The organism is Kocuria marina (genome assembly GCA_014652975.1).
Taxonomy (GTDB): domain Bacteria; phylum Actinomycetota; class Actinomycetes; order Actinomycetales; family Micrococcaceae; genus Kocuria; species Kocuria marina.
In genome coordinates, this window is record BMZV01000002.1 from 222,546 (window position 1) to 241,383 (window position 18,838).

Sequence of the window (18,838 nt, forward strand, 5' to 3'; positions counted from 1 at the left end):
AGCGTAACGGGGAGTCAGCGGGATTCATTCCCCGGGCCGGTCTCGGGGGCCTCCGGGCGGGCGCGCCGGGGCAACGAGCCGGACTCGGCATCCGTCCCGGTGGTGCCGGCGGTCGTGGGTTCCGAGTCCGTGACCGGCAGGTTGACCTCGTCCACGTGGGGATCGGCGGCCTCCTGGGCGATCGGGGACGTGTAGGGCGAATCCGGCATCTCGAACTCGCTCGGGTCCGTCAAGGTGAGGTCCGGTTCCAGGTCCTTCTCGGTGACCTTGACGGTCTCGTGCTCCACGATGGGGGCGCTCTCCGGTAGGTCCGGTGCCACGGGGGCCTCGTCCTCGTACTTGTCGTCCTCGGGGCCGTCCGACGCGCCGGGGTTGAGGTAGGAACCCACACCGCGCAGCGCGGTGCTCAGCTCGGCGGGGATCATCCACACCTTGTTGGCCGTGCCCTCGGCGACCTTGGGCAGGGTCTGGATGTACTGGTACGCCAACAGCTTCTGGGTGGGGCGGGCGCGGTGGATCGAGTCGAATACCTTGGAGATGGCCTGCGCCTCACCGTCCGCGCGCAGGATCGCGGCCTTCGCGTCACCCTCCGCGGAGAGCACGGCGGCCTGACGTTCACCCTCGGCGGTGAGGATCTGGGACTGCTTCTCGCCCTCGGCGGTGAGGATCGCGGCGCGGCGGTCACGCTCGGCGCGCATCTGCTTCTCCATGGAGTCCTGGATGGACGGCGGGGGAGTGATCTCCTTGATGTCCACGCGGGAGATCCGGATGCCCCAGCGCCCGGTCGTGGAATCCAGTACGCCGCGCAGCTCCGCGTTGATCTTGTCGCGGGAGGTCAAGGTCTCCTCGAGGTTCAACCCACCCACCACGTTACGCAGCGTGGCGCTCGTGAGCTCGTCCACGGCCTGGATGTAATTGGTGATCTCGTACGTGGCGGCGCGGGGATCAGTGACCTGGAAGTAGACCACGGTGTCGATGCCCACGACCAGGTTGTCCTCGGTGATCACGGACTGGGCGGGGAACGGCACGACCTGTTCGCGCAGGTCGATCAGGGGCAGCAACCGGTCGATGAAGGGGATGAGGAAGTGCAGCCCGGGATTGAGGGTGGACTGGTACTTGCCCAGCCGCTCCACGATGCCCGCGCGCGACTGCGGGACGATCCGCACCGCTTTGATAAGGGCGATGACCGCGGCGAGCACCACCACGGTCAACAGGACGATGATGACGATGGACATGGGGTCCTTTCGGTGGGGGTTCGGCGGTGCGCCGGGGCGCTCGTCCGGGGTCAGGGTCGGACGCCGCGCCCGGGGTTGGTCTGCGTGGGCACCGGGGCCACGTCCGCGACGACCACGGTGGCCCCCTCGATGCGGTGGACGTAGGCGGTGCTACCCGCGGGCAGGGCGGCGGCCGTGGCGGTGCGGGCGGTCCAGATGTCCCCCTCCAGGCGCACCAGGCCGCTGTGCTGGCTCACGGGCTCCAGCGCCATGCACCGCAGCCCGATGAGGCGATCGGTGTTGGAGCGGGTCGTGGGCGTGGACCTGTTGAGACGTCGCAGGGCGATCGGGCGGATCAAGAAGATCAGCAGCACCGACACCAGCGCGAACATCACCACCTGCGCGGCGAAACTGTCCACGACCAGGCTCACGCCGGCGGTGACCAGGGCGGCGAGCGACATCATGAGAAAGAGGAAGTCCAGAGTGAGCATCTCGATGGCTGCGAGCACCAGCATCACGATCAGCCACAGGATCCAGGGATTGTTGACCAGTGCGTCCCACACGGTGCGGCTCCGTCCTCGTCCGGTGTCATCGGTTCTCGGATGCCCCGGTGCGAGCCCGGGGGTCCATCTCACGTGGTCCAGCCCATTGTGCCCTACGACACCGACGTGATCCCGCAGGCCCCACGCCAGTGCCGCTGGTAATCACATGCCGCGGCGCTCCCGCGGCAACGGCGCGCCGGTTTCCCCGTGAGAGAAACGTGCGGGAAATCAGTGGCGCGTCACTATGTGGGTCGTAATATGGGTCACGAAGCCAGACCACACACCCATTGCGGGTGCGGCGGCCTACGGCGCACAAACCGTGCGCCGGCAGCAGAGACTTACTGAGGAGTTAATGCGATGACCACGTTCGACGTGAATGCAATTCTGTCCAGCACGGCCTACGGTTCCGACGGTGACAAGATCGGCAAGGTCGAGCAGGTCTTCCTGGACGACAACTCGGGCGAGCCGACGTTCCTGACCGTCAACACCGGTCTGTTCGGCGCCAAGGAGAACTTCGTTCCTGTGAAGGGCGCTCGTCAGGACGGCGACCGTGTGGTCCTGCCCTACACCAAGGACGTCATCAAGGACGCTCCGAAGGTCGACGCCGACCAGCACCTCTCCCCGGCCGAGGAAGAGGAGCTGTACCGCTACTACGAGCTGAACTACAACGACGACCGTACCGCGGGCACCGATCGTGATCGCACCACCGCTGCCGCTGGTACCGCGGGTGTCGCCGGCACCGCAGCCGCCGACCGCGGCGTCGCCGACCGCGATGTCGCCGACCGTGACCGCGATGCCGTGGACCAGGACCGCCGCGACGTCGCCGCGACCGCCGGTGACGAGGCCTCCGTGGTCCGCCACGAGGAGCGCCTCAACGTGGGCACGCAGGAGCGCGAGGCCGGCCACGCCCGCCTGCGCAAGTACGTCGTGACCGACCACGAGACCGTGGACGTCCCTGTCGAGCGCGAAGAGGTCACCGTCGAGCGCACGCCGATCAACGACACGAACGCTCGCGTGGACAACGGCACCATTGGTGAGGAAGAGGTGGACGTGACCCTGCACGAGGAGCGTCCCGTTGTCCAGAAGGAAGCCGTGGCCGTGGAAGAGGTCGGGCTGAACAAGCAGACCGTCCAGGAGACCCAGCGCGTCGAGGCCGACGTCCGCAAGGAACAGGTCGATGTCGAGACCGACGTCGATCGTGGTGACCTCGGCCGTGACGGCGAGGCTCCCCGCCGCTGATCCGCGGCGCGCGGCTGACGCCGTGTGAGCACTGACGGTTGTACCCCGGGTTCCGGCCCGGGGTACAGCCATGTCCGGGTACAACCGCGCCGGGGCACGCCCGCGTCCGCGCACCGCGCTGTCGTGGAGGCGGCCGGCTCGGTCGGAGAGGTGCGGTCCGCACGGACGCGGCCCCGCAGCGGCGTCGTGCCCGTCTTCGTGGCGGCGGGGCCGGGGCGGTAGCATCAATGAGGTCGTCGGCGCGTCCAGCGCGCGAGTCCTGCACGACGGCCCGCCCCCGGTACGGGCGGGCGCACCCAAGATCTGACGAGGAGAAACACCATGACGGATGCCCCTTCCCTGCGGTTGACGGTGGACGGCGAGTCACGCACCGTGGACCAGGGCACCACGGCCGCGGAGCTGTACAGCGAGCAGCGCGACGTCGTGGTGGCGCACGTCAACGGTGAGCTCAAGGACCTCGCGACCGAGCTGCGGGACGGGGACACCGTGGAGCGCGTGCTGATCGGTGACCCCGAGGGCCTCGAGGTGCTGCGCCACTCCACGGCCCACGTGATGGCCCAGGCCGTGCAGGAGCTGCGCCCGGACGCGAAACTGGGGATCGGGCCCTACATCACGGACGGGTTCTACTTCGACTTCGACGTCGAGGAGCCGTTCACCCCGGACGATCTGAAGAAGCTCGAGAAGTCGATGCTCAAGATCGTGAACAAGAACCAGATCTTCCGCCGGCGCAGCGTGAGCGAGGACGATGCCCGGGCGGAGATGGCGGACGAGCCGTACAAGCTCGAACTCATCGACCTGGCCGGCGGTCCCGGCTCCGGTGCCATGGACGAGTCCGCGGAGGGCGCCTCGGTGGAGGTGGCCGCCGGTGACCTCACGATCTACGACAACCTGGACCGTAAGAGCGGGGACGTGGTGTGGCGAGACCTGTGCCGCGGCCCGCACCTGCCGGACACCAAGCACATCGGCAACGGCTACGCGCTGATGCGTTCGGCCGCCGCGTACTGGCGCGGGAGCGAGAAGAACAAGCAGCTGCAGCGGATCTACGGCACGGCATGGCCCACCAAGGACGAACTGCGCGAGTACAAGGAACGATTGGCAGAGGCCGAGCGCCGCGACCACCGCAAGCTGGGTGTGGAACTGGACCTGTTCTCCTTCCCGGACGAACTGGGCTCCGGGCTGCCCGTGTTCCACCCCAAGGGCGGGATCATCCGCAAGGAGATGGAGGACTACTCCCGCGAGCGCCACGCCCAGGCCGGGTACGAGTTCGTCTACACGCCCCACATCACCAAGGGTCATCTCTACGAGGTCTCGGGTCACCTGGACTGGTACCGGGACGGTATGTTCCCTCCCATGCACGTGGACGAGGAGCGCGACCCGGCCACGGGTGAGCTGACCAAACCGGGCCAGGACTACTACCTCAAGCCCATGAACTGCCCCATGCACAACCTGATCTACCGCTCCCGGGGCCGTTCCTACCGGGAACTGCCGCTGCGGTTGTTCGAGTTCGGTGCGGTCTACCGCTACGAGAAGTCCGGTGTGATCCACGGCCTCACGCGTGTGCGTGGGATGACGCAGGACGACGCCCACATCTACTGCACGCGTGAGCAGATGAAGGACGAGCTGACCAGCACCCTGAACTTCGTGCTGTCCCTGCTCAAGGACTACGGTCTGGACGACTTCTACCTGGAACTGTCCACCAAGGACCCGGAGAAATTCGTGGGTTCGGACGAGATCTGGGACGAGGCCACCCGCACCCTGCAGGAGGTCGCCCAGGACTCCGGTCTGCAGCTCGTACCGGATCCCGGGGGAGCGGCGTTCTACGGTCCGAAGATCTCCGTGCAGGCGCGGGACGCGATCGGGCGCACGTGGCAGATGTCCACGATCCAGCTCGACTTCAACCTCCCCGAGCGCTTCGACCTCGAGTACCAGGCGTCGGACGGCACCCGGCGCCGGCCCGTGATGATCCACCGGGCCCTGTTCGGGTCCGTGGAGCGGTTCATGGGCGTGCTCACCGAGCACTACGCGGGGGCGTTCCCGGTGTGGCTATCGCCCACCCAGGTCCGGGCGATCCCCGTGGCGGACGCCTTCGACGACTACCTCGACGAGTTCGCTCAGGCCTTGCGCGAACGCGGCGTACGTGTGGAGGTGGACACGTCCTCGGACCGGTTCCCCAAGAAGATCCGCACGGCCTCCAAGGACAAGATCCCGTTCGTCGTGATCGCCGGGGGCGACGACGCCGAGGCCGGTACCGTCTCGTTCCGCTTCCGCGATGGCTCGCAGTACAACGGAGTGTCCCAGCAGGACGCGGTGGAACTGATCACGGGCCACATCGATCGGCGTCAGAACGCGGACCCCACGGCGCCCGCGCAGGACACCCCGGAGGCCCCGGCCGCAGGGGACGGCGCCGTCGCGGCCGACACCGCGGCGGGTGACGCGGCGTCGGGACAGTCGTGAGTGCCCCGGACGCCGCGGCGTCGGACGGGGAGGGCGTGAGCCGGGACGAGTTCGAACTGCCCGGCGACCCGGACGGTTTCCAACGGCTGTGGACCCCGCACCGGTTGGCGTACGTGCGCGGGGAGGAGACGTCCGGGGAGCAGCCTCCGGGCTGCCCGTTCTGCACCGCGCCGGGCCGCTCGGACGAGGACGCGCTGATCGTCCACCGCGGGGAGCACTGCTTCGCGGTGCTCAACCTCTTCCCGTACAACCCGGGCCACGTACTCGTGTGCCCGTACCGCCACGTGGCGGAGCTCACGGAGCTCACGGACGACGAACTGTGGGAGCTCAACACGCTGACCCGCACCGTGGTCCTCGTGATCCGGGACGTCGCCAGCCCCGCGGCGTTCAATGTGGGACTCAACCTGGGCCAGGCCGCCGGCGGTTCGCTGTCCGAGCACCTGCACCAACACGTGGTCCCGCGCTGGACGGGGGACGCGAACTTCATGCCCGTCGTCGCCCACACCAAACCCCTCATTCAGACCCTGGCGGCCACGCGCGAGGACATCGCCCGCGCGTGGCCCCGGGACTGACCCCCCCCGCGGGCCCCGGACCGCCCCGCCGGGCGAATCCGCCCGCTCACTAGGATGGAGACCATGTCCCGACCACTCGTACGTGTCCTCGGCCAGGGGGTGCGCTGGGCGTCGAGCCTGCGCGGCGGTGGCTCCGCCTTCCCCGGCCTGGTCATGGAGAAACTGCACCCCGGGTTCGTCGCGGAGGAGCTCGCCAAGCTGCCACTCGGCGTGGTGGTGATCAGCGGCACCAACGGCAAGACCACCACGACCAAGATGACCGTCCAGTTGTTGCGTTCACAAGGACTGCGCGTGTTCACCAATCGCACGGGCTCCAACTTCGTGCGCGGTGTCGCGGCGTCCCTGCTCGCGGAGATGGACGCGTTCGGTCGGCTCGTGGCGGACGTCGCGGTGCTTGAGCTGGACGAGGCCCACGCGGTGCACTTCGTGAAGCAAGTCCGGCCCCGGATCTCGCTGTTGCTCAATGTGATGCGGGACCAGCTCGACCGGTTCGGGGAGATCGACACCACGCGCCGGATGCTGAGCCAGGTCGCGCGCGCCACCACGGGCACGATCGTGCTCAACCGCGAGGACCCTCGGATCGCGAGCCTCGCCCAGGACGTGACCGAGGACACCGCCGTGAGCTGGTTCGGGCTCTCGGACGCACTGCGCCCCATGTTCCCGTCCGACGACGACATGCGTGACGGGCTACGGCAGGTGGACCCCGGCGCCCAGGACTCGGACGTGCCGTCCGCGCGTCGGCCCGACGCCGACGTCGTGCTCGAGGCCGTGAACGCGCGCAGCGTGGAACTCGACGTGCGCGGGCGCAAGCACGACGCCACGGTGGACCTGTACGGCGTCTACAACCAGTACAACGCCGCGGCCGCCCTCGCCACGAGCTTGCAGGTGCTCGGCGACGCCGCGGACGTCCCCTCCCTGGTGGCCGAACTGGGGGAGGTCACCCCGGCGTTCGGTCGCGGGGAGACCATCACGGTCCAGGACAAGCCCCTGCAGTTGCTGCTCGTGAAGAACCCCGCGGGCTTCCGGCTCTCCCTGGCCTCGGCCTCCGCGCAGGACTACGCCACGATGATCGCGATCAACGACCAGTACGCGGACGGCCGGGACGTCTCGTGGCTGTGGGACGTGGACTTCGACGCGCTGCGCGACGGCGGCGTGGACATGGTCTCGGGCGTGCGCGCGTGGGACATGGCGCTGCGCCTGGACTACGACCTCGTGCGCGTGGCCACGGTGGAACCGGACCTCGAGGACGCGTTACGCCGGTTCATCGCGGACTCGGGGGAGCGCCCCATGAGAATCTTCTGCACGTACACGGCCATGCTCTCCCTGCGCAGGATCCTGGGCGACATGACGCACGTGGCGGCCATCTAGGAGGACACCGTGGCACACGACACCGCCGGGGCGCTGCGCATCGTGCAGCTCTACCCCCGGGACATGAACATCTACGGCGACTGGGGCAACACACTCACGCTCAAGCGCCGCGCCGAACGCCGCGGCCTCGAGACCGAGATCGTGGACTACAACCCCGGCGACCCGTGGCCCGAGAACGCCGACCTCTTCGTGGGCGGCGGAGGACAGGACTCGGGACAGTTCCGCGTGGCCGACGACCTCGCCGTGGTGGCACCGCGACTGCACGAGGCCGTGGCCCGAGGCGTGCCCATGCTCGCGATCTGCGGGCTCTACCAGCTCTTCGGGCACAGTTTCCGCACGGGGACCGGGGAGACACTGTCCGGGATCGGGATCTTCGACCTCGAGACGGTGGCCGGTCCGGAACGGCTGATCGGCAACATCGTGACCGAGTCCGCGGACCTGGGCACGATCGTCGGCTACGAGAACCACTCGGGGCTCACCCACCTGGGCGCCGGGCAACAGCCCCTCGCGAGTGTCGTCTCGGGGGCCGGCAACAACGGGCAGGACGCCACGGAGGGTGCGCGCACCGCGAACGTGCTGGGCAGCTACCTGCATGGGTCGCTGCTGCCCAAGAACCCGCGCGTCGCGGACTTCCTGCTCGCGGCGGCGCTCGAGCTGCGCGGCGAGACCCTGCCGGAGGGGGAACTCGACGACACGCTCGCCCAGCGCGCCCGCGACGTCGCCGCGTCGCGCCCGCGCTGACGGGCCCCGCCCCGCGCTCGTTATCATGGAGGTCGATCCGTGTCCGGTCCGCAGGGGCCGGACGCATTCTTTCGAGGAGGTCATTCATGTCAGGTCACTCCAAGTGGGCCACGACCAAGCACAAGAAGGCGGCGATTGACGCCAAGCGCGCCAAGGCGTTCGCCAAGTACATCAAGGGGATCGAGGTCGCGGCCCGCATGGGCGGCGCGGACACCTCGGGTAACCCCGCACTCGAACTCGCGGTCTCCAAGGCCAAGAAGAACTCGGTGCCCAACGACAACATCGACCGCGCGATCAAGCGCGGCGCCGGGCTCACGGGCGAGACGATCGACTACACCGAGATCCTCTATGAGGCCCGCGGCCCGCAAGGCACCGCGCTGTACATCGAGTGCCTCACGGACAACAAGAACCGCGCGGCCTCCGAGGTGCGCGTGGCCGTGACCCGCCACGGCGGCACCATGGCGGACTCCGGTTCCGTGGCGTACCTGTTCGAGCGCAAGGGCGTGGTGGAGGTCGCCAAGACGGACGGTCTCACCGAGGACGACGTCCTGATGGCCGTGCTCGACGCCGGCGCCGAGGAAGTGCTCGACGAGTCCGACGACTTCGAGGTGGTCAGCGAGGCGACCGACCTGCCCGCGATCCGCACCGCCCTGGACGAGGCCGGTCTCGAGTACAACAACGACGACCCCCAGTTCCGCCCCACCATGAAGGTGGACCTGGACGCCGAGGGCGCTCGCAAGTTCCTCAAGCTCGCGGACGCGGTCGAGGAGCTCGACGACGTGCAGAACGTCTACTCGAACGCCAACATCCCGGCCGAGGTCATGGCCGTGCTCGAGGACGACGAGTAATTCCGTGAGTCCCGTGGTGGCCCGGCAGTCCCAACAGCGCGTGCTCGCGGTGGACCCCGGTCTCACCCGGTGCGGTTTCGCCGTGGTGGACATGTCCGCGCAGCGAACCGGAACGTTCGTGCACGTCCAGGTGAGCGGGACGCGCGCGCACGAGGCCCTCGAACACCGCGTGCTGTCGATCATGCGGGCCGCCGAGGAACTCATGGACCGCTTCCGCCCGGACGTCGTGGCCGTGGAACGCGTGTTCGCGCAGAACAACGCTCCCACGGTCGTGGGCACGGCCCAGGCCACGGGCGTCGTGATCGCCGCGGCCGCGGTGCGGGGCATCCCGGTCGCGTGGCACACCCCGTCCGAGGTCAAGGCCGCGGTCACCGGGGACGGCTCCGCGGACAAGGAATCGGTGAACCGCATGGTCGTGCGCATCCTGCGCCTGGACGCCCCGCCGCGGCCCGCGGACGCCGCCGACGCGCTGGCCCTGGCCGTGTGCCACGGGTGGCGCGGTGGGATGGCCGGTGTCAACGCGGCCGAGCGCACGTCCACCCACTCGGGTTCGCGCCCGATGCAGACCCGCCGGGGTGCCGCACTGACTCCGGCGCAGCAGGCGTGGCGACGCGCCGAGACCGCGTCGCGAGCCCCCGGTGCCACTGCGCCCCGCGCATCCGGTACGGCCGCGTCCCGCGCGCCGGGCGCAGCGACCGGTACCCGCGGGCGGCGCGGCCGGGTGTCCTGAGCCTCCCGTTGCGGGCCCGCCTCACGAGCAGGAGCACACGTTCTGGGTGTCCCCGACGCTTGGTACAGTGACGGGCAGGAATTCGTACACGTGTTCGAACGGCGCACCACGTCCTGCCCCCAGGTCGCGGCGCGTTCGGACACACCGATGTTCTCGGCCGGCGGCCGTGGGAGGGGAGGGGCACCGTGATCGCCTCGATAACCGGTGAGGTGCGCTTCGTGGGGGCCACGCTCGCCGTGGTGGAGGTCTCGGGCTTCGGCATCGAGGTCAACGCGAGCCCCCGCACGCTCGCCGGGCTGCGGGTCGGTGCCACCGCGCACCTGCACACCGCGTACATCGCCCGCAAGGACGAGGCGCCGGTGCTGTTCGGTTTCGCCCAGGCGGACGAGAAGGAGATCTTCTCCGTCATGCTCGGGGTCTCCGGGGTGGGCCCGCGCACCGCGCTCGCCGCGGTCTCTGTCCTCGGGCCCGACGACGCCCGGCGCGCGATCGCCGCCGGCGACGACAAGGCCTTCACGGCCGTCCCCGGGATCGGACCGAAGTCCGCGCGGCGCATCGTCCTGGAACTTGCGGACAAGCTCGTCCTGCCGGACCCCGCGCCGCAGCAGAGCGCACAGCCCGGCATGCAGGTGTGGCGTGAGCAGGTCGTGGACGCTCTCACGGGTCTGGGCTGGAGCGAGAAGGACGCGGCCCGCGGGATCGACGACGCCCTCGAGACCCAGCCGGAACTGGCGGAGTCCGCCAACGTGGCCGAGATCCTGCGCGCCGTGCTGTCCTGGCTTGGCACCGCCAAGGCCACGTCCCACACGCGGACCAGGGGGCGGTGAGCATGGCCGTGGAGGAACGTGGATCGGTGGGCCAACAACGTCTCGTGGGCGCCGAGGGCGACTACGACGACCAGCAGCTCGAGGCGTCCCTGCGCCCGGGGACCCTGCACGACTTCGTGGGGCAGAAACGGGTGCGGGCACAGCTGTCCCTCGTGCTCGAGGCCTCCAAGCTGCGCGGGCGCACCGCGGACCACGTGCTGCTGTCCGGGCCCCCGGGCCTCGGCAAGACGACCCTGGCCATGATCATCGCGCAGGAGCTGGATGTCCCCCTGCGGATCTCGTCCGGTCCCGCGATCCAGCACGCCGGTGACCTCGCGGCCATCCTGTCCTCCCTGACCCACGGGGAGGTGCTGTTCCTGGACGAGATCCACCGGATGTCCCGGCCCGCGGAGGAAATGCTGTACATGGCCATGGAGGACTTCCGCGTGGACATCGTGGTGGGCAAGGGCGCCGGTGCCACGTCCATCCCACTGGACCTGCCCCCGTTCACGCTCGTGGGTGCCACCACCCGCGCGGGGCTGCTGCCCGGGCCACTGCGCGACCGGTTTGGCTTCACGGGTCACCTGGAGTTCTACTCCGTCGAGGAACTCGAGCTCGTGCTGCGCCGTTCGGCAGGGCTGCTCGACCTCACCATGACGAGCGAGGCGTTCACGGAGGTCGCATCGCGCTCACGCGGCACCCCTCGTATCGCCAACCGACTGCTGCGGCGCGTGCGGGACTGGGCGCTCGTGCACGGCGTGGAGCGCATCGACGCGCGGGCCGCCGGATCCGCACTCGACATGTACGAGGTGGACGCCCGGGGTCTGGACCGCCTGGACCGCAACGTGCTCTCGGCCCTGGTGAACAAGTTCAACGGCGGCCCCGTGGGGCTGTCCACCCTGGCGATCGCCGTGGGGGAGGAGACCGAGACGGTCGAGACCGTCGCGGAACCATTCCTGGTCCGCGAGGGCCTGCTCGGTCGCACCCCGCGCGGGCGGATCGCCATGGCCGCGGCGTGGGAGCACCTGGGACTCGACGTCCCCGAGCACGCTGCGTTCAAGGACCCGGCGCTGAAAACCGCGCTCGCCACCGAACCGGACTCGGAGGATCCGTCCAGCACGTGACCAGATCCATCCCCTAAGCTGGGGAGGATCGGCCGGGACCTTCGCACCCCTGCGCAGTCGTGCCCGGTCGCGCTGTACGTGCACCTCGACAGAACGGATCCTTCGTGACCATCCTCGCTCAGACCCAGGACGCTGCCGGTGGCGGCGCCGGAACCGCATGGTTCCTGCCCGTGATGCTCGTGGTCATGGTCCTGCTGCTGTGGCTGCCCATGCGCCGACAGAAGAAGGCCCAGGCCCAGATGAAGGCCAAGCAGGCCACCATGGAGCCGGGCACGCGCGTGATGACGAGCTTCGGTCTCTACGGCACCCTGCGGGACATGGACCGGGAGAACAACAAGGCAGTCCTGGAGGTCTCCCCGGGCCAGCTCGTCACGGTGCACTCCCAGACCGTGACCACCGTGGTGGACGAGCTGCCCGCCGAGTCCGCGGCCACCGCCGCCCCCGGCGTGGTCGAGGCGGAGTCCGTGCAGGCCGGTACCCCCGAGGCGGCCGGTTCGGCGCATCGCGTGGATCCGGTCGACCCCGTGGACGGTTCCACGGCCGCCGGCGAGCAGGGCACTACCCAGCGCGGCGCCACCCAGCCCGGCACCACACCGGGCGCGGCGGCCCCGGATGCCTCGCAACGGACCTGGCGCGACGCCCGCGACCGCGACGATCGCGGTAACCCCACTACCTGATTTTCCCCCCCCACCGGGACACGGGCCGAGGACCTCGGCCCGTTTCTCATGTGTCGACCGGGCCGCGGCCCCGGTCGAGGACACGTTGAAGGACACCAATGGCAGCAGAGAAGAAGGCGCAGACCCCGGGATCGCGTGGCGGGTCCCGTTGGCGGCGCACCAGGGCCTCCAGCACGTCGGAGGGGACCCCCGGGAACGGGACCGCAGCGGCGAACGGCACGTCCGGTCGGAACGGGACGGGCACCGCGAAGCGACGCCCCCGCTCCGGAGCGGGGGCGTCGGCAGCGCGCAAGGCCCTGGTGGCCCTTGCAGCGGTGATCGCGATCCTCGCCGGGGTCCTCGTCTACGGTGTGACGACCGAGCGCACCGGGTGGGCGCCCAAACTGGCGCTGGATCTCGAGGGTGGCACGCAGATGGTGCTCTCGCCCACGCTGCAGGGGGAAAAATCCGGTCAGGACATCTCCCAGGAGCAGCTCGACCAGGCGGTCGAGATCATCCGCCAGCGCGTGGACGGTGCGGGTGTCTCCGAGGCGGAGATCACCACGCAGTCCGGGCGCAACATCGTGGTGTCGATGCCCGGTGTGCCCTCGTCCGAGACGCGTGAGCTGATCCAGACGTCCGCGCAGATGGCGTTCCGTCCCGTGATCGTCTCGGGCCCCGGCGCGGCCACCCCGGAGAACCAGCGCACCGACCCCACGTCGATCCCCCAACCGGAGGGTGAGCCCGAGAACTCGTCCGACCCCAAGTGGGTCACGCGGGATCTCTTCGTCAGGTACGAGGCGCTCGACTGCAGCGCGCCGCGGCCCCAGGAGGAGCGCGCCTCCCAGCCGCAGGACAAGGCGATCGTGGCGTGCGATCCGCAGAGCAACGCCAAGTTCATCCTGGGCCCCGTCGAGATCCCCGGCACGGACATCGCCACGGCGTCCTACGCCCAGGCGTCCAACTCCCAGGGCCACGCGACGGGCGGGTTCGCCGTGAACCTGCAGTTCAACGACGAGGGCACGCAGACCTTCAAGGAACTTTCCGAACGGCTCTACGGACTCGGCCAGGGTGGACAGAACGGTGCACGCAACCGGTTCGCGATCGTGCTGGACGGTTCCGTGGTCTCCGCGCCGACCATGAACGCCGTGATCACGGACGGTCGTGCGCAGATCACCGGCAGCTTCACCGAGGACGAGGCCAAGTTCCTGTCCGAGCAGTTGAAGTACGGTGCGTTGCCGGTGTCCTTCTCGATCGACTCCGAGCAGCAGATCTCCGCAACCCTGGGCAGTAACCAGTTGCGGATGGGCATCATCGCGGGGCTGATCGGTCTGGCGCTCGTGTGCATCTACTCGCTGTTCCAGTACCGCTGGTTGGGTCTCGTGACCATCGCCTCGCTCGTCGTGGCCGGTGTCGTGACCTACCTGGCCATCACCCTGCTGGGGTGGGGCGCGAACTACCGGCTGTCCCTGGCCGGCGTCGCGGGTCTCGTGGTGGCGATCGGTCAGACCGCGGACTCGTTCATCGTGTACTTCGAACGCATCCGTGACGAGATCCGCGCCGGGCGTACGATCCCGGCCGCCGTGGACCACGGCTGGCAACGCGCGCGCCAGACGGTGCTCGCGTCCAAGGCCGTGAACCTGTTGGCCGCCGTGGTGCTCTACTTCGTGGCCGTGGGCAATGTGCGCGGCTTCGCGTTCACGCTCGGTCTCACCGCGATCGCGGACCTGCTGGTCGTGTTCCTGTTCACCCACCCGATCATGGTGTTGCTCGCACGCACGCGCTACTTCGGCAACGGCGCGCGGCACTCCGGTCTGGACCCCGAAGCGCTCGACGCCGTCCCGCTCTACCGCGGCGCCGGTCGGCTGCGCAGCCCCGAGGACGGTGACGGTCTCACGATCGCCGAACGCCGACGCCGCGCAGCACAGCAGGCGAGCGCAGCGCCGTCGTCCACCGCCGGAGCCCACGGGAACGCGTCCGTCGGCTCCACCGCGGCCACCGCCCGTCCCGATTCCGAGGAGACCCAGCGATGAGCAACCGACTCGCGCGTTTCGGCAATGACCTGCACAGCGGGCGCAGGTCCTACCCCTTCGTCCAGAAGCGGGGACCGTGGCTCGCCGTGAGCCTGGCCCTCGTGGTGATCTCCGTGCTGATCCCCGTGATCAAGGGCGGGTTCAACCTGGGGATCGACTTCACGGGCGGCTCCGAGTTCACGGTCTCGGACGTGTCCACCACGGACGTCTCCCTGGGCGAGCGGGCGGTCGCCGAGACCCCCGGTGCCCACGAGGCGACCGTGACGAACATCGCCCCGGGCACCGTGCGGGTGCAGACCCAGCAGCTCGACGACGACCAGACCCTGACCCTGAAGAACAAGTTGCAGGACGCCTACGGCGTGGGCGAGGACCAGGTGACCTCCAACTTCGTGGGACCCACGTGGGGCCAGGGTGTCACCCGACAGGCCCTGTGGGGGCTCGTGATCTTCGTGGTGCTCGCGCTCGCACTCATGGCGCTGTACTTCCGCACGTGGAAGATGTCCGTGGCCGCGATCGCGGCCATGCTCTTCACGATCGTCATCACCGCGGGTGTGTACTCCCTGGTGGGCTTCGAGATCACCCCCTCCGCGGTGATCGGCTTCCTTACGGTGCTGTCCTACTCGCTCTACGACTCCGTGGTGGTCTTCGACAAGGTGCGTGAGAACACCGCGGGGCTCGTGGGCGGCAGCGCCCCGGAGGAACGCAGGAAACGCACGTTCGGGGAACAGGTCAACCTGGCCGTGAACCAGACGCTCGTGCGCTCGATCAACACGTCCGTGGTGGGCATCCTCCCCGTGGGGTCCATCCTGTTCATCGGTGCGTACCTGCTCGGGGCCGGAACGTTGAAGGACCTCTCGCTGTCCCTGTTCGTGGGCATCATCGTGGGCACTCTCGCCACGCTGTTCGTGGCCGCGCCCCTGTACTCGTGGTTGCGCGAGCGCGAAGCCGGCGTGCGGGAGCAGACCCGCCGGGTGCTCGAGCACCGCACGGGCGAGGCCCCTCCGGTGAGCGCGGATCCCGTCGAGGTCTGACGCGACACCTCGCACTCGTGGCCGGTCGCGCATGGCGTGACCGGCCACGAGCGCTGTGACCGAACGGTGCGGGCGGCGACGTCACTCAGGACCCCGTCCGCGGCACGTGAGCACTGCGTCCGCGGCGCGTCCGTACCGTGTCCGCGGCACATCCGCACCGTTGTCCGCGGCGTGTCGGCGCGGGCTTAGACTGGGACATCAGCCCGCGGGGGCTCATGTCCGGCTTCCCGCGGTCGCGGCGACGATGAGGAGGCCACGGATCATGTCCAGCCAGTCCGAGAACGGTGGTGCCCAGGCACCCGTGGGCTCCGCGGTCACGTCCTCCGGCGCGCCCTCCGCTCAAGAGGCGTCCCGCCCCAATGCCGCCCCGCCCGCTCGCCCGAGTGTCGCGCGCGGTGACTTCGGGGGCACCCATTTCGTCCTACCCGCCTCTCGGCCCGTGTTCGGGCGGGCGGTCTTCCCGGGGCGCAGTGAACGCACCCGCTCGACCCTCTCGGTGCTCAGCGGTGAATCGGTCCCGAGCTCGCCCATCCTGGTGCCCCTGCTGCGCACGGTGCAGAACACGCATCCCGAGGAGGACCTCTCGGTCCTGGAGCGGGCCTTCACGGTCGCGGACACCCACCACGAGGGACAAAAGCGCAAGTCCGGGGACCCGTACATCACCCACCCGGTGGCCGTGACCACGATCCTCGCGGAACTCGGGATGACCGGTGCCACGCTCGTGGCCGGTCTACTGCACGACACCGTGGAGGACACGTCCTACACTCTCCAGCAGGTGCGCGAGGAGTTCGGCGAGGAGGTCGCCGCGCTCGTGGACGGCGTGACCAAGCTGGACAAGATCCAATACGGGGAGAACGCGCAGGCGGAGACCGTGCGCAAGATGATCGTGGCCATGGCCAAGGACATCCGCGTGTTGGTCATCAAACTCGCGGACCGTTTGCACAACGCCCGGACGTGGCGCTTCGTGTCCTCCGAGTCCTCCGGGCGCAAGGCGCGCGAGACCCTTGAGATCTTCGCGCCGCTGGCCCACCGACTGGGCATGAACACGATCAAGTGGGAGCTCGAGGACCTGTCCTTCGCGGCCCTGCACCCCAAGGTCTACGAGGAGATCGTGCGCATGGTGGGGGAACGCACCCCCGAGCGCGAGCGTCACCTCGCGGAGATCCGGGGTCAGATCGCCGAGGCGCTGGGCGCCTCCGGCATCGAGGCCACCATCACGGGCCGGCCGAAGCACTACTACTCGATCTACCAGAAGATGATCGTGCGGGGTAAGGACTTCGACGAGATCCACGACCTGCAGGCCGCGCGCGTGCTCGTGAACTCCGTGCGCGAATGCTACGCGGCGTTGGGCGTGCTGCATGCCAAGTGGCGGCCGCTGCCCGGGCGATTCAAGGACTACATCGCCATGCCGAAGTTCAATATGTACCAGTCCTTGCACACCACGGTGATCGGGCCCGCGGGGCGTCCCGTGGAGATCCAGATCCGCACCCACGAGATGCACCGCCGCGCCGAGTACGGCGTGGCCGCGCACTGGAAGTACAAGGACAAGGTCAACCAGGCGAACTCCGCGACCCCCAAGGCCAAGGAGGGTGAGCTGAACTGGCTCAGCTCCCTGGTGTCGTGGCAGGAGGAGGCCAAGGACTCCTCGGACTTCCTGGACTCGCTGCGCTATCAGATCAACACCGCCGAGGTGTACGTGTTCACGCCCAAGGGCGAGGTCATGGCCCTGCCCACGGGGTCCACGCCGGTGGACTTCGCGTACGCGGTGCACACCGAGGTGGGCAACCGCACGATCGGCGCGCGCGTCAACGGCAAGCTCGCCCCGCTGTCCTCCCGGCTGCAGCACGGGGACCGCGTGGAGATCCTCACGTCCAAGTCGGAGCAGGCCGCTCCGTCCCAGGACTGGCTCAAGTTCGTGGGCTCCCCGCGGGCGCGCACCAAGATCCGGCAGTGGTTCTCCAAGGAACGCCGCGAGGAAGCGATCGAGCGGGGCAAGGACCAGCTCACCCGGGCGCTGCGCAAACACCAGCTCCCGCTGCAGCGCACGGTCACGAGCGAAGCGCTGCTCGCGGTGGCCCAGGACTTCAACCGCGGCGACGTGGCGGCGCTCTACGAAGCCATCGGTTCGGACGCTGTGGGCGCCCACCAGGTCGTCGACAAGTTGTTGCAACACCTGGGCGGGGCCGAGGGCACGGAGGAGGACCTCGCCGAGACCACGCGGGTGACCCATCCCGTGCGCCCCGGCGTCTTGGACGCGGGTGTGCTCGTGCAGGGGGCCTCGGACGTCTACGTCAAGATCGCCCGGTGCTGCACCCCTGTGCCCCCGGACGAGATCGTGGGTTTCGTCACGCGCGGGTCCGGGATCTCAGTGCACCGCAAGGACTGCGCCAACATGCGGGTCATCCCGGAGGACGACGACCGGATCAAGGACGTCTCGTGGGCGCCCACCCAGTCCTCCCTGTTCCTCGTGGAGATCCAGGTGGAGGCCCTCGACCGCAAGTCCCTGCTCTACGACGTGACCAAGGCGCTGTCGGAGAACCACGTGAACATCCTCTCGGCCCAGGTGCACACCTCGCGGTCCCGGTTGGCGATCTCCCGGTTCTCGTTCGAGATGGGGGACACCCGCTACCTGGACCACGTGCTCAACCAGGTGCGCCGGATCGACGGCGTCTACGACGTCTACCGCACCTCGGGACACCGCCCGGTCAACTCCTGACGGGTCCGCCCGCGCGTCCGGCCTCGAGCGCCCGTGCGAGCTTGCGGACGCGGGCGATCGCGACCCGGCGCCCCGGCAGCTTTGCCAGGGCCTCGAGTTCGGCGAGCAGGTGCTGCGGTGAGCAGTGCAGGCGCGGTGCGCTCAGTAGGGCGAGCAGAGCGGCGTCGCCGGCCGGGCCGGTGACGTGTATCGCGAGGTCCACGGCGGTGCGCAGGGGAGTGGTCAGTGTGATGCCGTGGTGGACCACGAGGTCCCGCGGCGCGAACCCCGTCTGGTGGATCACGAGGCCCGGCGGCACCGTGGTGGTCGTGCGCGCGGACTTGTCCACGAGGATCGTCACGGGCGAGGGCTCGGGTGCGCAGCGGTAGAACCACGCGGCTCCGAGCCGCCCCAGCACACCCCGCCGTTGCAGGTGCCCGGGCACGACCCTGCTCACCACCGTGGCTCGCAACTGGAGCGTGGGGGCGGTGGTCGCGGGTACGTAGGCGTCGAGCAGTTCGCGGCGCAACAAACCGTCCTCGGTCATCGCGCTCAGTTCGGCGCGGCTGAACGGGTGGCCCGGGAGCAGGACGAGGGGCGCGGTGGTGCCGCGAGCGGTGAGCACGGAGGTCATGGACCCATCCCACCCCACGGCGAACCGGAAGGGCAGGGCAGCGCACCGATTGTGGAGAAACGCCCGTGGACCGAGACCTGCGGCGCGCTCCCACGCCACGGTGCGCGGGCCGGTGCCGTACGCATCGCGCGCCGAGGCGAGGAACGCCCCC

The 18,838-nt window shown here is 69.4% G+C and carries 16 protein-coding genes; 13 read left to right on the plus strand and 3 right to left on the minus strand.

Annotated features, from left to right (window positions below; all coding sequences use genetic code 11):
• Nucleotides 1-14: 14 nt before the first annotated feature.
• Together IE157_RS06170 and IE157_RS06175 are read right to left on the minus strand one after the other, a co-directional pair.
• The gene (locus tag IE157_RS06170) at nt 15-1,235 is read right to left on the minus strand and encodes an SPFH domain-containing protein (protein WP_193519456.1); all 1,221 of its coding nucleotides are present in this window, start codon (nt 1,233-1,235) and stop codon (nt 15-17) included.
• 50 nt (nt 1,236-1,285) lie between these two features.
• Nucleotides 1,286-1,777, minus strand: a complete 492-nt coding sequence (locus IE157_RS06175) for an NfeD family protein (protein ID WP_193519457.1) — start codon at nt 1,775-1,777, stop codon at nt 1,286-1,288.
• Nucleotides 1,778-2,113: 336 nt separating this feature from the next.
• Here IE157_RS06175 and IE157_RS06180 point away from each other — a divergent pair, with 336 nt between their 5' ends.
• The 13 genes from IE157_RS06180 to IE157_RS06240 all read left to right on the plus strand — a co-directional run bounded on the left by IE157_RS06180 (nt 2,114) and on the right by IE157_RS06240 (nt 18,074).
• Entirely contained in the window at nt 2,114-2,995 is an 882-nt protein-coding gene (locus IE157_RS06180; protein WP_064846998.1) for a DUF2382 domain-containing protein, read from the plus strand.
• A gap of 321 nt (nt 2,996-3,316) precedes the next feature.
• Nucleotides 3,317-5,449, plus strand: coding sequence for a threonine--tRNA ligase (thrS, locus tag IE157_RS06185; protein WP_064846999.1), 2,133 nt, complete (start codon nt 3,317-3,319; stop codon nt 5,447-5,449).
• A complete protein-coding gene (locus tag IE157_RS06190; RefSeq protein ID WP_193519458.1) occupies nt 5,446-6,021 on the plus strand; it encodes an HIT family protein in 576 nt (191 codons plus the stop codon). Before thrS ends, IE157_RS06190 begins: the two co-directional genes overlap by 4 nt.
• 54 nt (nt 6,022-6,075) lie before the next feature.
• Nucleotides 6,076-7,389, plus strand: coding sequence for a Mur ligase family protein (locus IE157_RS06195; RefSeq protein ID WP_064846328.1), 1,314 nt, complete (start codon nt 6,076-6,078; stop codon nt 7,387-7,389).
• 9 nt (nt 7,390-7,398) lie between these two features.
• Nucleotides 7,399-8,130 (plus strand): type 1 glutamine amidotransferase, encoded by a 732-nt coding sequence (locus tag IE157_RS06200; RefSeq protein WP_064846327.1) that lies wholly within the window; start codon nt 7,399-7,401, stop codon nt 8,128-8,130.
• A gap of 86 nt (nt 8,131-8,216) precedes the next feature.
• Nucleotides 8,217-8,978 (plus strand): YebC/PmpR family DNA-binding transcriptional regulator, encoded by a 762-nt coding sequence (locus IE157_RS06205; protein WP_064846326.1) that lies wholly within the window; start codon nt 8,217-8,219, stop codon nt 8,976-8,978.
• Nucleotides 8,979-8,982: 4 nt separating this feature from the next.
• Nucleotides 8,983-9,708 carry a crossover junction endodeoxyribonuclease RuvC gene (ruvC, locus tag IE157_RS06210; protein ID WP_286737729.1) on the plus strand — a complete coding sequence of 242 codons (726 nt, stop codon included), beginning with the start codon at nt 8,983-8,985 and terminating at the stop codon, nt 9,706-9,708.
• A 185-nt stretch (nt 9,709-9,893) separates the two neighbouring features.
• Complete coding sequence (ruvA, locus tag IE157_RS06215; protein ID WP_064845905.1) at nt 9,894-10,535, plus strand: Holliday junction branch migration protein RuvA; 642 nt, start codon at nt 9,894-9,896, stop codon at nt 10,533-10,535.
• Between the two features lie 2 nt (nt 10,536-10,537).
• Nucleotides 10,538-11,638, plus strand: a complete 1,101-nt coding sequence (gene ruvB, locus IE157_RS06220) for a Holliday junction branch migration DNA helicase RuvB (RefSeq protein ID WP_193519635.1) — start codon at nt 10,538-10,540, stop codon at nt 11,636-11,638.
• A gap of 104 nt (nt 11,639-11,742) precedes the next feature.
• Nucleotides 11,743-12,315 carry a preprotein translocase subunit YajC gene (locus tag IE157_RS06225; RefSeq protein WP_312917086.1) on the plus strand — a complete coding sequence of 191 codons (573 nt, stop codon included), beginning with the start codon at nt 11,743-11,745 and terminating at the stop codon, nt 12,313-12,315.
• Between the two features lie 98 nt (nt 12,316-12,413).
• Nucleotides 12,414-14,327, plus strand: coding sequence for a protein translocase subunit SecD (gene secD, locus IE157_RS06230; RefSeq protein WP_193519459.1), 1,914 nt, complete (start codon nt 12,414-12,416; stop codon nt 14,325-14,327).
• Nucleotides 14,324-15,358: a protein translocase subunit SecF gene (secF, locus tag IE157_RS06235; protein WP_193519460.1), complete on the plus strand. Its 1,035-nt coding sequence runs from the start codon at nt 14,324-14,326 to the stop codon at nt 15,356-15,358. The genes secD and secF overlap by 4 nt, the downstream gene beginning before the upstream one ends.
• Before the next feature lie 262 nt (nt 15,359-15,620).
• Entirely contained in the window at nt 15,621-18,074 is a 2,454-nt protein-coding gene (locus tag IE157_RS06240; protein WP_318281354.1) for a RelA/SpoT family protein, read from the plus strand.
• Here the strand turns inward: IE157_RS06240 and IE157_RS06245 are convergent.
• Nucleotides 18,064-18,687 carry a type IV toxin-antitoxin system AbiEi family antitoxin gene (locus IE157_RS06245; protein WP_064845900.1) on the minus strand — a complete coding sequence of 208 codons (624 nt, stop codon included), beginning with the start codon at nt 18,685-18,687 and terminating at the stop codon, nt 18,064-18,066. The genes IE157_RS06240 and IE157_RS06245 overlap by 11 nt on opposite strands.
• Nucleotides 18,688-18,838: the final 151 nt, after the last annotated feature.